Annotated in this window: 12 protein-coding genes, 2 tRNA genes and 2 pseudogenes; 11 read left to right on the top strand and 5 right to left on the bottom strand. The window is 62.6% G+C overall.

What is annotated here, in order from left to right:
- Positions 1 to 13: 13 nt before the first annotated feature.
- From QFZ57_RS04990 to rpmH, 5 genes are read right to left on the bottom strand one after another with little or no spacing between them, the layout of a single operon-like run.
- Positions 14 to 577 carry a Jag family protein gene (locus QFZ57_RS04990; RefSeq protein ID WP_306629338.1) on the bottom strand — a complete coding sequence of 188 codons (564 nt, stop codon included), beginning with the start codon at positions 575 to 577 and terminating at the stop codon, positions 14 to 16.
- Positions 577 to 1,542, bottom strand: coding sequence for a membrane protein insertase YidC (gene yidC, locus QFZ57_RS04985; protein WP_306629337.1), 966 nt, complete (start codon positions 1,540 to 1,542; stop codon positions 577 to 579). Before yidC ends, QFZ57_RS04990 begins: the two co-directional genes overlap by 1 nt.
- 15 nt (positions 1,543 to 1,557) lie before the next feature.
- Positions 1,558 to 1,950 (bottom strand): membrane protein insertion efficiency factor YidD, encoded by a 393-nt coding sequence (gene yidD, locus QFZ57_RS04980; RefSeq protein ID WP_306629336.1) that lies wholly within the window; start codon positions 1,948 to 1,950, stop codon positions 1,558 to 1,560.
- Positions 1,943 to 2,353, bottom strand: a complete 411-nt coding sequence (gene rnpA, locus QFZ57_RS04975) for a ribonuclease P protein component (protein ID WP_306629335.1) — start codon at positions 2,351 to 2,353, stop codon at positions 1,943 to 1,945. The genes yidD and rnpA overlap by 8 nt, the downstream gene beginning before the upstream one ends.
- Before the next feature lie 40 nt (positions 2,354 to 2,393).
- Positions 2,394 to 2,531, bottom strand: coding sequence for a 50S ribosomal protein L34 (gene rpmH, locus QFZ57_RS04970; protein ID WP_003800212.1), 138 nt, complete (start codon positions 2,529 to 2,531; stop codon positions 2,394 to 2,396).
- Positions 2,532 to 2,999: 468 nt separating this feature from the next.
- On the opposite strand from rpmH, the gene dnaA reads away from it, so the two are divergent.
- From dnaA to QFZ57_RS04915, 11 genes and pseudogenes are all read left to right on the top strand, one after another.
- A complete protein-coding gene (gene dnaA / locus QFZ57_RS04965) occupies positions 3,000 to 4,421 on the top strand; it encodes a chromosomal replication initiator protein DnaA (RefSeq protein ID WP_306629334.1) in 1,422 nt (473 codons plus the stop codon).
- Between the two features lie 536 nt (positions 4,422 to 4,957).
- Positions 4,958 to 6,082 (top strand): DNA polymerase III subunit beta, encoded by a 1,125-nt coding sequence (gene dnaN, locus QFZ57_RS04960; RefSeq protein WP_306898425.1) that lies wholly within the window; start codon positions 4,958 to 4,960, stop codon positions 6,080 to 6,082.
- Between the two features lie 107 nt (positions 6,083 to 6,189).
- Complete coding sequence (gene gnd / locus QFZ57_RS04955) at positions 6,190 to 7,074, top strand: phosphogluconate dehydrogenase (NAD(+)-dependent, decarboxylating) (RefSeq protein WP_306898423.1); 885 nt, start codon at positions 6,190 to 6,192, stop codon at positions 7,072 to 7,074.
- Between the two features lie 45 nt (positions 7,075 to 7,119).
- Entirely contained in the window at positions 7,120 to 8,325 is a 1,206-nt protein-coding gene (recF, locus tag QFZ57_RS04950) for a DNA replication/repair protein RecF (protein ID WP_306898421.1), read from the top strand.
- The gene (locus QFZ57_RS04945; RefSeq protein ID WP_306629330.1) at positions 8,315 to 8,869 is read left to right on the top strand and encodes a DUF721 domain-containing protein; all 555 of its coding nucleotides are present in this window, start codon (positions 8,315 to 8,317) and stop codon (positions 8,867 to 8,869) included. Before recF ends, QFZ57_RS04945 begins: the two co-directional genes overlap by 11 nt.
- Positions 8,870 to 9,248: 379 nt before the next feature.
- Positions 9,249 to 11,337: pseudogene (gyrB, locus tag QFZ57_RS04940) on the top strand (DNA topoisomerase (ATP-hydrolyzing) subunit B).
- A gap of 55 nt (positions 11,338 to 11,392) precedes the next feature.
- Positions 11,393 to 14,072, top strand: a pseudogene (gyrA, locus tag QFZ57_RS04935) (DNA gyrase subunit A).
- Positions 14,065 to 14,721, top strand: a complete 657-nt coding sequence (locus tag QFZ57_RS04930; RefSeq protein ID WP_306629328.1) for a DUF3566 domain-containing protein — start codon at positions 14,065 to 14,067, stop codon at positions 14,719 to 14,721. Before gyrA ends, QFZ57_RS04930 begins: the two are co-directional and overlap by 8 nt.
- Positions 14,722 to 14,817: 96 nt before the next feature.
- Positions 14,818 to 14,891: transfer RNA gene (locus tag QFZ57_RS04925), tRNA-Ile, on the top strand.
- A gap of 69 nt (positions 14,892 to 14,960) precedes the next feature.
- Positions 14,961 to 15,077, top strand: a complete 117-nt coding sequence (locus QFZ57_RS04920) for a DLW-39 family protein (protein ID WP_306629327.1) — start codon at positions 14,961 to 14,963, stop codon at positions 15,075 to 15,077.
- Between the two features lie 71 nt (positions 15,078 to 15,148).
- Positions 15,149 to 15,224: transfer RNA gene (locus tag QFZ57_RS04915), tRNA-Ala, on the top strand.
- The last annotated feature ends 54 nt before the right edge of the window (positions 15,225 to 15,278 follow it).

Below are 15,278 nucleotides of genomic sequence, written 5' to 3'. Positions count from 1 at the left end.
GGGTCAGCATTCTCTAGTCTGCGGAAACAACAATGTGGCGTCCGGCGCCTTCGCCCTCGGACTCGCTGACCAGGCCGAGGTCGGCCACGGCATCATGCACGATCTTGCGTTCGTAGGCGCTCATCGGTTCCAAGGCCACCGACTTGCCGGTTTCCTTCACGGAAGCTGCGGCATCCTCGGCGATCTTCTGCAGATGCCCGGTGCGTTCCTGGCGGTAGCCGTTGATGTCCAGGACAAGCCGGGAACGGTTTTCGGTGGCGGACAGGACGGCCAGCCTGGTGAGCTCCTGGAGGGCTTCAAGGACCTCGCCGTCTTCGCCCACCAGGCCTTCCAGCCCTTCGGATTCCTCTTCGGCCACGATGGAGATGTACGTCCGGCCGTTACGGACCTCAATGTCGATGTCGCCGTCGATATCGGCGATGTCCAGCAGTTCCTCCAGGTAGTCCGCAGCCACGTCCCCCTCTTCCTCGAGGCGGCTGACAGCCGAACCCTTGGCGGACGAAGCATCCTGGTTCACGGACTCGTCCTGATCTTCGATCTCTTCAGAGAAGGCGTGCTCGGTGCTCTCGGCTGACATTACTTCTTCTTCCTGTTCTTACGCTGGGGCTGAACGCGCTGTCCCTTGATCTCAACTGCGGCAGCCGCGGCGGCATCGGCTGCTTCATCCCGCTTGCCGGTCAGCACAGACAGGGCGGGCAGGCCCTTGGCGGCGCGACGTTCGGCGAGGGCCTTTGCTGCGGGGGATCCCGGCGTCGGCATGCGGCGAATGACGAAGAACTGCTGGCCCATGGTCCAAAGGTTGGTGGTGGTCCAGTAGATGAGGACACCGATGGGGAAGTTGATGCCGCCCACACCGAAGACGATGGGCAGGATGTACAGCATCATTTTCTGCTGGCGCATGAACGGGCTTGCCATGGCCTCTTCAGACATGTTCTTGGCCATGATCTGCTTCTGGGTGATGAACTGCGAGGCCGTCATGGCGATGATCATCACGATGCTCAGGACCACCACGGCTACGTTGGTGGCACCGCCGTGCAGCAGGGCGGCAGACAGCGGAGCCCCGAAAATGCTGGACTCATCGAACTGCACCACCTGTTCCTGGCTCATGGCACCGATGCCTTTGCCCTGCGTCTTGGCGGAACTGATGCCGGAAAGAACCTGGAACAGGGCGAAAAAGAAGGGCATCTGGATCAGCATGGGCAGGCACGCGGAGAACGGGTTGGTTCCGTGCTTCTTGTACATGGCCATCTGTTCCTGCGCCATTGCCTGGCGGGACAGCTGGTCGGTCTTGCCCTTGTACTTGTCCTGCAGTTTCTTCAGGTCAGGTTGGAGCAGCTGCATACCGCGCTGCGCCTTGATCTGCTTGACGAATACCGGGATCAGGGCGGCGCGGATCACCAGCACCAGACCGATGATGGACAACGTCCACGTCCAGCCCGACGCTTCCGGCAGGCCGATTGCGCTCAAGCCTTCATGGAAGCCCACCATGATGACGGACACAAGCCACTTGAACGGAAACATGATTGTTTCAAAGAAGTCCATACTTATCCCTATTCGTCAGGCCGCACTGCGGCCTTCTTCATCAGTCCGAGCAACCAGGTACGTGTCCGGATTGTTCAGCACAACAATTGTGGGGGTCTGGCCTGCGGGCCATTCCCTGTGACCGGCGGGGACGTGGTCCACTCCGCCGGCGTTCCATGGATGGCAGTGGCCAAGGCGCCGGACTGCGAGCCAGCTTCCCTTGACGGCGCCATGGACGGTGACCGCTTCAAGGGCATAGGCCGAGCATGAAGGGAAGAATCTGCAGACCGGCCCGTACAAGGGCGAAACCACCTTGCGATAGGCCATCAGCAGAAGAATGAGGACGTTCCGGGGCAGGTTCCAGAGGAACTTCCCGACGGCGGCAGGCACCTCACGGAAACGGGCGACGACGGCGGTGGCGTTAGACACGCGTTGTCCCCTCCTGTGTTGTACCGGCTGAACCTTTCGCGGCAGCCCGTGGAGGGCGGCCAGCCAGCCGGTTCACCGTAGATTCCAGTGCAGCGTTGTAGTCCGACAGCAGCTGGTCCCAGCTGGCGGAAGCGGACGCAGGAAGCGCCCGCACCACGATAGCGAGTCCCGTACCGTGCTCACGCAACGATGCAGCACCTGCTTCTCTCAGTCTCCTCTTAACGAGGTTCCTGACCACAGCGTTCCCTACACTCTTGGAAACAATGAACCCGATCCGGCTGGGTTCGTCGGCATCGATAGCTGCCGCATATAACACTACGTTCCGGCGCCCATTGCGGACACCGGAACGTACAGTTGTTGAAAAATCGGTTGAGGTCCTCAGGCGGTTGCGGGTGGCCAGCACCTTAAACTCGCAAAGGGATGTCTACCGACAAGCCAGTTATTTAGGCCGACAGTTCGGTGCGGCCCTTGCCACGACGGGCTGCCAGGATGGCACGGCCGGCACGGGTACGCATACGAAGGCGGAAGCCGTGCTTCTTGGCTCGACGGCGGTTATTCGGCTGAAAAGTCCGCTTGCTCACGTTAGTTACTCCAGTGGATCAAAGGTGCGCCCACCCGATCAGTATGGGGAAGAACTGGCCGACGCTAAGTTTTGTATATGCACGCTTCCCCCGGCTGACCACACGCACTGCGTCTGGAGAGTTCAGATGGGGCCAAAAAGCGGACACAAAGGACTTCACAACGTTAGGGCAATTCGCGGTCCTTAGTCAAACCGGAAGCGCCCCTGCCGCCTGTCCCCAGCTGTGTCTAACTATCCCCAACAGCCTGTGGATGAAGTGGCTCACAGGGACGTTTGGAGAACCACAACCATGTAATTATCCACAGCCGGATAGCCAGCTATCTTCTAGGCTTTTCATCCCCTAGAGTGTCCCAGTAGCCGATTATCCACGGACTGTGCATAACCCTGTGGATTAAGTGGGGCCAGCACCCTGGTTCCGGACTTGGGCTGCAGGCAATGCAGGCATTTCAAGTTTTGAGGGAACCGATTGATGACAGTAGACGAAGCCAACCACGCCAATACTGTCGGAAGTTCCTGGCGCCGGGTTGTCAGCCTGCTGGAACAGGACCACCGCGTCTCACCACGCCAGCGGGGCTTTGTCATCCTGGCCCAGGCGCAGGGCCTGATCGGATCCACCCTCCTGGTGGCCGTTCCCAACGAGCTCACCAGGGAAGTGCTGCAGACCCAGGTCAAGGACGCGCTGGACGATGCCCTCCATAACGTCTTCTCCGAAGACATCCGCTGCGCCATCGATGTCGACACCGATCTGGTTCCCGTCCACAAGGAGCCTGAGCCGGTCGTCGAACCCGCTTACGCACCCGACCAGCTGATCGAGCAGAAGCCGCAGCCCATGCTGCCCAGCACTTCCCACGAGTTTGGCCGGCTGAACCCCAAGTACGTCTTCGACACGTTCGTGATCGGTTCCTCGAACCGCTTTGCGCACGCCGCCGCCGTCGCCGTCGCCGAAGCTCCGGCCAAGGCGTACAACCCGCTCTTCATCTACGGCGACTCGGGGCTGGGCAAGACGCACCTCCTGCACGCCATCGGCCACTACGCCCGGCGGCTGTACAGCGGCATCCGCGTCCGCTACGTCAACTCCGAAGAATTCACCAACGACTTCATCAACTCCATCCGCGACGACGAAGGTGCGAGCTTCAAGACCACGTACCGGAATGTGGACGTGCTGCTCATTGATGACATCCAGTTCCTGGCCGGCAAGGACCGGACGCTGGAGGAGTTCTTCCACACCTTCAACTCACTGCACAACAACAACAAGCAGGTGGTCATCACCTCGGACCAGCCGCCCAAGCTGCTGGCAGGGTTCGAGGACCGGATGAAGTCCCGGTTCGAGTGGGGGCTGCTGACGGACATCCAGCCGCCGGAACTCGAGACCCGCATCGCCATCCTCCGCAAGAAGGCACTGAGCGAGGGCCTGTCGGCCCCGGATGATGCCCTGGAGTACATCGCTTCCAAGATTTCCAGCAACATCCGCGAACTTGAAGGTGCACTGATCCGGGTCACGGCCTTCGCAAGCCTGAACCGCCAGCCCGTGGATGTCGCCCTCGCCGAGATGGTCCTCAAGGATCTGATCACGGACGATGGCGCGCAGGAGATTACGTCCGCCCAGATCCTCCAGCAGACGGCTGACTACTTCAAGCTCAGCATGGAAGAACTGTGCAGCAAGTCCCGCACCCGGACGCTGGTGACCGCCAGGCAGATCGCCATGTACCTGTGCCGGGAGCTGACGGACATGTCACTTCCCAAGATCGGGCAGGAACTCGGCGGCCGCGACCACACCACGGTTATCCACGCCGACCGGAAGATCCGCGAACTGATGGCCGAGCGCCGTGTGATTTACAACCAGGTGACGGAGCTGACCAACCGGATCAAGCAGCAACAACGGGACTCCTGATCCACAGTGCGCGGCCTGCTCTATACCTTATTAACAGGGGCATGTGGATAAGCCTGTGGATAGTTAAGGGGACAAGCGCGGTTAATGGGCTTAAAACCCTTAAGGCGCCTGTGGATCGTTAAAAATGGGCTTTCCCGTTGTCCCCATCCACACCCTGTTTAAAACCCCTTAACACACAACCCGTGAACAGGGCTTAACCGCCAATCCGCGGGGCAGGATGGGGTTATCCACAGTTTCCACAGCAGTTATTAACACTACAAATCCCAAGAAATTGAAATCCCTCAAACAACAAGACCAATCCGAACGTCCGACGAGGGGCCTGCCGGCCCCGGTGGGGAGCAGGACCGGACCCCGGGGGATGGGTTAATCCCGGATCTTCCGGCTAAGCTGTCAGCAGCGCTCCCATCCTTGGGTTTTCGTGTGGTTTCGGTATCCATGGACCATGCACCAACCAGGGCGCGCCCAACTTCTTCCGGAGTTTCCCAGCGAAATTCCCGGGTTCACATGGCAGCAGCAATGAAAGGCGGCACCCTTCCGTGAAGTTCAGAGTCGATCGGGACGTCCTGGCAGAAGCCGTCACATGGACAGCCCGGTCGTTGTCTCCGCGGCCGCCAGTGCCTGTCCTCTCCGGCCTGCTTTTGAAGGCTGAAGCAGGAACCGTCAGCCTCTCCAGCTTCGACTATGAGACCTCGGCAAGGCTGGAAATCACGGCAGATATCAGGGACGAAGGCACCATTCTGGTTTCGGGCCGGCTGCTCGCCGACATCTGCCGAAGCCTGCCTTCTGCGCCGGTGGACGTCGAAACCGATGGCAACAAAGTCACGCTTACCTGCCGTCGAAGCAGCTTCCACCTGGCCACAATGCCTGAAGCCGAATACCCCCCACTGCCTGCCCTGCCTGCGATCAGCGGAACCGTTCCGGGGGACGCCTTTGCCCAGGCCGTTTCCCAGGTCATCATCGCCGCAAGCAAGGACGACACGCTTCCCATCCTCACCGGCGTGCGGATGGAGATAGAGGACGACCTCATCACGCTTCTGGCGACGGACCGTTACCGGCTGGCGATGCGCGAAGTACCCTGGAAGCCAGTCACTCCCGGCATCTCCACCAGTGCCCTGGTTAAGGCCAAAACCCTGAACGAGGTAGCCAAGACATTGGGCAACAGCGGGGACATCAACCTCGCACTCTCCGACGACGACAGCCGGCTCATCGGATTCGAAAGCGGCGGCCGCACCACCACGTCGCTGCTGGTGGATGGTGACTACCCCAAGATCCGTTCCCTGTTCCCCGAGTCCACCCCCATCCACGCCACGGTCCAGACCCAGGAACTGGTGGAAGCCGTGCGCCGTGTCTCGCTCGTTGCGGAACGCAACACCCCGGTCAGGCTCGCCTTCACCGCGGGCCTGCTGAACCTGGACGCCGGCACCGGCGAGGACGCCCAGGCATCCGAAGAGCTCGAGGCGCAGCTGTCCGGCGATGACATCACCGTGGCTTTCAACCCGCATTACCTGATCGAGGGCCTCAGCGTCATCGAGACCAAGTTTGTCCGGTTCTCATTCACCACGGCGCCCAAGCCGGCCATGATCACGGCCCAGGCAGAGGCCGATGGCGAAGACCAGGACGACTACCGCTACCTCGTGATGCCCGTCCGCCTTCCCAACTAGTCCCCACCGCCACCCTCGCCTCGCAAGCTCGGCCAGGGTTCCCTGGCCGCGTGGGCCCACGCAGTTTGGCTACCCACCCTCCCACTAGCGCAGAAAAGAGTTCCATCATGCACATTGGACTGATCGGCCTCGGCAAAATGGGATTCAACATGCGTGAGCGGCTGCGCAAGGGCGGAGTGGAGGTCACTGGCTACGACCGGAACCCCGACGTCACTGATGCCCCCAGCGTCGATGACCTGATAGCCGCTGTCCCTGCGCCCAGGATCATTTGGGTGATGGTTCCGTCCGGGGCCATTACTGATGCCGTGATCACGGAACTCAGTGAGAAACTGCAGCCGGGCGACCTGGTCATCGATGGCGGCAACTCCCGGTTCACCGAAGACCAGAGGCACGGTGAACTGCTTGCCACCAAAGGGATCCGCTTCGCGGACTGCGGTGTTTCGGGCGGCGTCTGGGGCCTGCAGAACGGCTATGGTCTGATGGCCGGCGGCGACGCCGCGGACATCGAGCGCGCCTTGCCGGTCTTTGATGCGCTGCGCCCCGAAGGTGAGCGCGCGGACAGCTTTGTACACGTCGGCGGAGTCGGTGCCGGCCACTACGCCAAGATGGTCCACAACGGGATCGAATACGGCCTGATGCAGGCGTATGCCGAGGGTTATGAACTTCTCGCGGCCAAAGACATCGTCACCGACCTGCCCGGCACATTCCGGGCCTGGCAAAAGGGTACGGTGGTCCGCTCATGGCTGCTTGACCTCATGGTCAAGGCACTGGATGAGGATCCTGGACTGTCCTCGATCGATGATTACGTGGAGGATTCGGGCGAGGGCCGGTGGACAGTGGAAGAAGCCATTGCCAACGCAGTCCCCGCGCCGGCCATCACCGCTGCGCTGTTCGCCCGGTTCGCATCCCGGGAAGACAACTCTCCTGCCATGAAAATGGTTTCCGCGCTGCGCCACCAGTTTGGCGGGCACGCGACCCGTCCCGCCAAGTAGCACCCACCGGGAACCAGAAGTGTTCCCAGAATTGCCGAAAACCGCGTGTATCTGGAACACCTTTCACTGACCGACTTCCGCAGTTATGCCCAGGTTGACCTCGCGCTGGGCCCGGGCGTCACCGTCCTGGTGGGGTACAACGGCATCGGCAAGACCAACCTCATGGAGGCCATCGGCTACCTGGCCACGCTCAGCTCACACCGGGTGAGTTCCGATGCACCGCTGCTGAGGTTCGGCACGGACCGGGCCCTCGTGCGTGCCCGGCTGGTACGCGGCACCCAGACCACGGTCCTTGAGCTTGAAATCAACGCAGGCCGTGCCAACCGGGGACGTATCAACCGCAGCAACCCGGTGCGTGCCCGCGACCTGCTCGGCATTTGCCAGACTGTCCTTTTCGCCCCGGAGGACCTGGCATTGGTCAAGGGTGATCCGTCCAACCGCCGCCGTTTCCTGGATGAGCTGCTGGCCAGCCTCATCCCGCACCACGCCGCCACCCGCAGTGACTACGACCGTGTCCTGAAACAACGCAATGCACTGCTCAAGTCCGCGCGGGCCGGAAAGTTCACTGCCGCGCATGAATCGACCCTTGACGTGTGGGACCAGCACATGGCCCGGGCCGGAGCGGAGCTGTTGCACGCCCGGCTGGAGCTGGTGGAACGGCTCCGGCCGCACCTGGCCCGGGCCTACGCGGGGCTCACGGACGGAACCAAAGCGGCTGATGCCACCTACCGCTCAACGCTGCAGAACCAGATGGACGACGACGGCGTTCCGGCCGGAAGTGCGCAGCGCACCGCTGCCGGAGGTTCTTCGGATGAGCAGGATGACCTGCGTCTTCTCTCGGTGGAGCAGCTGACGGAACGGTATGTCCAGGCCTTTGCCGAGTCCCGGAAGAAGGAACTGGAACGGGGCATATCCCTCGTTGGGCCGCACCGCGACGAACTTGAGCTGATGCTGGGCCAGGCGCCCGCCAAGGGATATGCCTCCCATGGGGAAACCTGGTCGATGTGTCTGTCCCTCCGCCTGGCCTCCTACTACGTGATGCTGGACGATGCCCGGACCGGCGGTTCGGCTCCCATCCTCATCCTGGACGACGTCTTTGCTGAACTGGACGTCCAGCGCCGGCGTAAACTTGCGGCTATAGTCTCCGGCGCGGAACAGGTCCTGGTGACCGCCGCCGTCGACGCCGATATTCCGGAAGAGCTGTCCGGGCGGCGGGTGAAAGTCATCCCGGGAGGTATTGATGAGCAGTGAGCAGGACGGCGGGCGGCAGCCCGGCCGCGAGCCTGACAACATCGATGCCCCGCAGGCCGCGCTGAACCGGATGCGCGAAGCCGCGGCCGCGCGTGGTGAAGTCCGCCGCAGGGTGGCCCGGCCGGGCTCGCAAAAGGCTAAAGGCGGTATCCGTGACACCCGGGGCTTCAGCCAGTTCCATGCCACCGGCCGCGATCCATTGGGCTTGGGAAAGGTTGTTGGACGGCTCGTGGCAGAGCGCGGCTGGACCTCGCCGGTGGCCGTCGGCTCCGTCATGGCGGAGTGGGCCACCCTGGTGGGACCCGAAATCTCGGCCCACTGCACACCCGAAAGCTTTACCGACACCACCCTGCACGTGCGGTGCGATTCCACTGCCTGGGCCACCCAGCTCAGGCTTTTGAGCAGCAGCCTCCTCGAGAAATTCCGCCGGGAACTCGGAGACGGCGTGGTGACCAGCATCCAGGTACTGGGCCCCTCGGCACCGAGCTGGCGCAAGGGTGGACGCAGTGTCAACGGCCGCGGCCCCCGGGACACGTACGGATAGTCCGGCCGGCACCTCTTGAAACTGCGTTCGAAGGCGTGTAGGGCGCTGCAAGGGCCGAAGCGTGTATAGGCACCCGGAGGGCGTACCGTTGGGCCGCCCTAGGCAGGACGGAGAGCCTCGCAGAGCCATGTTCGCTGGTGCCGGAGGCCCTGGAATGCGGGGATATGAGGCTGTTCGCGGTAGAATCTGAGTAGATAACTGGGCGCGGATGAAACGTTGACTTCAGTCCGTTCTCCGCGCGCTTTCCGCGTGTGGAGCGCGGATCACCAACCGTCAGCAAGTCACCGGCGCCATAAGTTTGTGCCTGTTGGCGGTGGCTTTTCCCTGGGGGAAGAGAAACCGGCCGGCCATCATCGAGAACAGAGGAGTCGCAGCGCCTGTGGCTAACGACAATACAGATATTCTGGCAGCAGATACAGCAGTCGAGGATGGCCGCACCCCGGATACCCCGGCTGCCGTGGGCAATCAACGGGAATATGGGGCCAGTGACATCACTGTGCTTGAGGGCCTGGAAGCTGTCCGCAAGCGTCCCGGTATGTACATCGGCTCCACGGGACCCCGTGGCCTGCACCACCTGGTCTACGAAGTGGTGGACAACTCTGTGGACGAGGCGCTGGCCGGCTACTGCAGCCATATTGAGGTAGTCCTGCAGGCTGACGGCGGCGTCAAGGTGGTGGATGACGGCCGCGGCATCCCGGTGGACATGCACCCCACCGAACACAAACCCACCGTCGAGGTGGTCATGACCATCCTGCATGCCGGCGGCAAGTTCGGCGGGCGGCGGATACGCCGTCTCCGGTGGCCTGCACGGCGTGGGTATCTCGGTGGTCAACGCCCTTTCCAGCCGCGTGGACACCGAGGTGCGGCGCCAGGGGCACGTGTGGAGAATGTCGTTTGCCGACGGTGGCAAGCCCCATGGCAGCCTGGTCAAGGGCGAAGAGACCGACGCCACGGGCACCACCCAGACTTTCTATCCGGATCCGGCGATCTTCGAAAGCACCGAGTTCGACTTTGAGACGCTTCGTGCCCGTTTCCAGCAGATGGCGTTCCTGAACAAGGGACTGCGCATCACGCTCACGGATGAGCGCGAGGAAGCCGGCGATGACGCGGACGGCGATCTGGACCTTGACGACCTCAGCACCGAGGGTGAGGTCAAGGCCGAACACCGCACCGTGGTGTACCAGTACAACGATGGCCTGCTGGACTACGTCAAGCACCTGAATTCCGGCAAGAAGGTGGAGGTGGTCCACGAGGACGTCATCGCGTTCGAAACCGAGGACACGGAACGCAAGATTGCCCTTGAAATGGCGATGCAGTGGACCAGCGCCTACTCGGAGAGCGTGCACACCTACGCGAACACCATCAACACCCATGAGGGCGGCACCCACGAAGAAGGTTTCCGCGCTGCCCTGACGTCCCTCATCAACCGGTACGCCCGGGAAAAGGGCATCATCAAGGAGAAGGATGACAACCTCACCGGCGACGACATCCGTGAAGGCCTTACAGCCGTCATCTCCGTCAAGCTGGCTGAGCCCCAGTTCGAAGGCCAGACCAAGACCAAGCTGGGCAACTCCGAGGTTAAGGGCTTCGTCCAGCGCGTCGTAACCGACGGCCTGGGCGACTGGCTGGAGCGCAACCCGGGTCCCGCCCGCGACGTCATCCGCAAGGCTATCTCCGCCGCGCAGGCCCGGATGGCAGCAAGGAAGGCCCGCGACAACGCCCGGCGCAAGAGCCCGTTGGAGTCCTTCGGTATGCCCGGCAAGCTTTCCGACTGCTCTTCCAAGGACCCGGAAAAGTGCGAGGTCTACATCGTGGAGGGTGACTCCGCCGGTGGTTCCGCCAAGCGCGGCCGCAACCCGGAGACGCAGGCCATTTTGCCCTTGCGCGGCAAGATCCTGAACGTGGAGCGTGCCCGCCTGGACAAGGCACTCGGCAACGCGGAGGTCCAGTCCATGATCACCGCATTCGGTACCGGCATCGGCGAAGACTTCGACCTCGCCAAGCTGCGGTACCACAAGATTGTCCTCATGGCGGATGCCGACGTGGATGGTCAGCACATCACCACCCTGCTGATGACCCTGCTGTTCCGTTACATGCGGCCCTTGATCGAGAACGGCTACGTGTACCTGGCACAACCCCCGCTGTACCGCATCAAGTGGTCCAACGCACCGCACGATTACGTCTACAGCGACCGTGAACGCGACGCCAAGCTGGTGGCGGGGCAGGCCGCAGGACGCCGCATACCCAAGGACAACGGAATCCAGCGCTACAAGGGCCTGGGTGAGATGGACTATACCGAGCTGTGGGACACCACCATGGACCCGGACCACCGCACGCTGCTGCAGGTAACCATGGACGACGCCCTTGCCGCCGACCAGATCTTCTCCGTCCTCATGGGCGAAGACGTGGAATCACGCCGCAACTTCATCCAGCAGAACGCCAAGGACGTCAGGTTCCTGGACATCTAAGGACCCGCTCCAAAGTATTCAGAACTAGACATATACCTGAAACGGAAAATAAAGAATGAGCGACGAAACCCCCGAGATTCCCGCCCCCGAGGCCGGAACTCCGGACACCGTTCTTGAAGGCGACGTGCTGATCGACCGTGTAGAACAGGTGGACCTGCAGACGGAAATGCAGCGTTCCTACCTGGACTACGCCATGGCCGTCATCGTGGGCCGTGCCCTCCCCGACGTCCGTGACGGCCTCAAGCCCGTACACCGCCGGGTGCTGTACGCGATGTTCGACGGCGGGTACCGCCCCGAGCGTTCCTTCAACAAGTGCGCCCGCGTGGTGGGCGAGGTCATGGGCCAGTACCACCCGCACGGCGACACCGCCATCTACGATGCACTGGTGCGCCTCATCCAGGACTGGACCATGCGCTACCCGCTGGCGCTGGGCCAGGGCAACTTCGGTTCACCGGGCAACGACGGCGCCGCGGCGCCGCGGTACACCGAAACCAAGATGGCCCCCCTGGCCATGGAAATGGTCCGGGACATCGACGAGGAAACCGTCGACTTCCAGGACAACTACGACGGCAAGAACCAGGAACCCACCATCCTGCCGGCCAGGTTCCCCAATCTGCTGGTGAATGGCTCGTCGGGCATCGCCGTTGGCATGGCCACGAACATCCCGCCGCACAACCTCCGGGAAGTGGCCGAAGGCGTCCAGTGGTACCTGTCCAACCCCGGTGCCACCCGCGAGGAACTCCTCGAGGAACTGCTGGTACGGGTCAAGGGCCCGGACTTCCCAACCGGCGCCACCATCCTTGGCCACAAGGGCATCGAAGATGCCTACCGGACCGGCCGCGGTTCCGTCACCATGCGCGCCGTGGTTGCCGTTGAGGAACTGCAGGGCCGCACCTGCCTGGTCGTCACAGAGCTTCCGTACCAGGCAAACCCTGACAACCTGGCCATCAAGATCGCCGAACTGGTCAAGGACGGCAAGATCCAGGGCATCGCCGACCTCCGCGACGAGACGTCCGGACGCACCGGGCAGCGCCTGGTCATCGTCCTGAAGCGTGACGCCGTGCCCAAGGTGGTGCTGAATAACCTCTACAAGCACACCGAGCTGCAAAGCAACTTCTCCGCCAACATGCTGGCCATCGTGGACGGTGTCCCGCGGACCCTGAGCCTTGATGCGTTCATCCGACACTGGGTGACGCACCAGATGGACGTCATTGCCCGCCGCACCCGGTACCGCCTGCGCAAGGCCGAGGAAGAAGCCCACATCCTGCGGGCCCTCCTGAAGGCACTGGACATGCTGGATGAGGTCATCGCCCCTCATCCGGGCCTCCAACACCACCGAGGCCGCACGTGACGGGCTGATGGAACTGCTGGACATCGATGAGCTTCAGGCCCGGGCCATCCTTGACATGCAGCTGCGGCGCCTGGCCGCGCTGGAACGCCAGCGGATCCAGGAAAAGCACGCTGAGCTGGAAGCCATGATCACCGAGTACAAGGAGATCCTGGGCTCCGAGCAGCGCCAGCGCGAGATCATCAGTGCTGAACTGGGTGAGATCGTGGACAAGCACGGCGATGACCGCCGCACCAGGATCCTCATGGGCTACGACGGCGACATGTCCATGGAGGACCTGATCCCCGAAGAGGAGATGGTGGTCACCATCACCCGCGGCGGATACGTCAAGCGCACCCGCAGCGACAACTACCGCTCACAGCAGCGTGGCGGCAAGGGCATCAAGGGTGCCCAGCTGCGCGGCGACGACGTGGTGGAGCACTTCTTCGTAACCACCACCCACCACTGGCTGCTGTTCTTCACCAATCTGGGACGCGTCTACCGTGCCAAGGCATACGAGCTGATGGAAGCGGGCCGGGACGCCAAGGGCCAGCACGTGGCCAACCTGATGGCGTTCCAGCCGGATGAGCACATCGCCCAGGTCCTGGACCTGAAGGACTACCAGCAGGCGCCTTACCTGGTATTGGCCACCAAGAGGGGTTTGGTGAAGAAAACCAGGCTGGAGGACTATGACACGAACCGTTCCGCAGGGGTGATCGCCATCAACCTGCGCGACGGCGATGAACTGGTCTCTGCCCAGCTTGTCTCGGAAACCGACGACCTCTTCCTGGTGTCCCGCAAGGGCCAGTCGATCCGCTTCACCGCCACCGATGACGCGCTGCGCCCCATGGGACGTGCCACATCCGGCGTTACCGGCATGAAGTTCCGTGAGGATGACGAACTGCTGGCCGCCGATGTTGTCACCGACGGTTCGTTTGTGTTCGTCGTAACCGAGGGCGGCTATGCCAAGCGCACGGCGGTGGAGGAATACCGGCTCCAGGGCCGCGGCGGCCTGGGCATCAAGGTGGGCAAGTACCAGGAAGAACGCGGCCACCTCGTAGGGGCACTTATTGTCCATGAGGAGGATGAAGTCCTGGTGGTCATGGAGGGCGGCAAGGTTGTCCGGTCCTCCGTTGCCGGTGTTCCGGCCAAGGGCCGTGACACCATGGGCGTCATCTTCGCCAAACCGGACAAGAATGACCGGATCATTGAGGTGGCGCGCAACAGTGAACGCGGTCTTGAGGACGATGAATCCACGGGGGATGACGTAACGTTGGCTGAAGATGGCGGGACCGCTGGGGAATCCGCCGCCCCAGGAATGGCAGAAGAAACACCGGCCGTTGAGTCAGAGGACGCCTCGGGCGACGCTGAGCCGAACGAAGACAACACGGAGGTAACGAGTGAGTAATTCCGACTCATTTCCCAAGCCGAACAGTACTGTTCCCGACGGGAACCGCCCCTCAGCGGCACCCCGCGTGAACGCCCCCGTACGTCCGCAGCAGCGGCCGGCCGCTCCTGCCGGCGCTCCAGGCCAGCGCCCTGCGGCCCCGGGCCAGCGCCCGGAGCAGGGAGACCGTCCCGCGCAGCCCGGCCAGCGTCCCTCCCAGGGCCAGCAGGGGCAGCGTCCGGCACCGGCAGGGCAGCGTCCTGGCCAGGGGACCCCAGGGCTGGTCAAGCCGGCGCCGAAGGCGAAGGTCCGCCGGGCCCGGTTGCTGATCAGCAGGGTGGACCCGTGGTCCGTCCTGAAGATGTCGTTCCTGCTCTCCGTGGCACTCGGAATCGTGACCGTGGTGGCCGCCATTGTCCTCTGGACGGTCCTGGACCTGACGGGGATCTTTGACCAGGTGGACAGCCTGCTCGGTACCCTCGCCGGCTCCGAGAGCGGCGGCTTCGAACTGAAGAAGGTGGCCTCGCTGGGACAGGTGGCCTCTTTCGCCACCATCATTGCCGTGGTCAACGTCGTCCTGCTGACGGCGCTGTCCATGCTCTCCGCTGTCCTCTACAACATTTCTGCCACCCTGGTGGGCGGCATCGGCGTTACCCTCACTGACGATTAGGAAGCTGTTTCCGGCGGTCCAACCGGCCGAAACAGCCCGATTTGAGATCGGGCCGGGGTGTGCTGTACAGTCATATCTCGGCCCGATGAGGCATCGGGGCGTATAGCTCAGGCGGTTAGAGCGCTTCGCTGATAACGAAGAGGTCCCAGGTTCAAGTCCTGGTACGCCCACGGAACCTGTGCAGGTTTCAATAAAGGGTCTGGTCCGGTTTCACCGGGCATGGCTGGAACGGGGAGCATGTGAAGAAGTTGCTTGTACTGGCAGCGGCAATCGCGGGCTTCCTGGTCTACCGGAAAGCACAGGAATCCGAAGCCCAGAAGACAGTCTGGAGCAAGTCAACCGATACGGTTGACTAGCACGGACACCCGTTCCGGGAGCTGTCAAGGCTCTGATGGTTCTAGGGTATGATGGACGGGTTGCTTCTTATGGGGGCATGGCGCAATTGGTAGCGCACCTGCTTTGCAAGCAGGGGGTTCGGGGTTCGAGTCCCCGTGCCTCCACCATAAGAAAGTCCCGGTCAGCGGAAACGCCGGCCGGGACTTTTCGCTTTCCATCTC

Source organism: Arthrobacter sp. B1I2, assembly GCF_030816485.1.
Lineage (GTDB): Bacteria > Actinomycetota > Actinomycetes > Actinomycetales > Micrococcaceae > Arthrobacter.
Note: the sequence above shows the minus strand (reverse complement) of the source record. Positions and strands in the feature narration are given on the sequence as shown.

Bases quoted from the DNA above. Each gene is read 5' to 3' on its own strand.
- QFZ57_RS04990 (WP_306629338.1), bottom strand. From the start codon at position 577: ATGTCAGCCGAGAGCACCGAGCACGCCTTCTCTGAAGAGATCGAAGAT.
- yidC (WP_306629337.1), bottom strand. From the start codon at position 1,542: ATGGACTTCTTTGAAACAATCATGTTTCCGTTCAAGTGGCTTGTGTCC.
- dnaA (WP_306629334.1), top strand. From the start codon at position 3,000: ATGACAGTAGACGAAGCCAACCACGCCAATACTGTCGGAAGTTCCTGG.
- gnd (WP_306898423.1), top strand. From the start codon at position 6,190: ATGCACATTGGACTGATCGGCCTCGGCAAAATGGGATTCAACATGCGT.
- QFZ57_RS04945 (WP_306629330.1), top strand. From the start codon at position 8,315: ATGAGCAGTGAGCAGGACGGCGGGCGGCAGCCCGGCCGCGAGCCTGAC.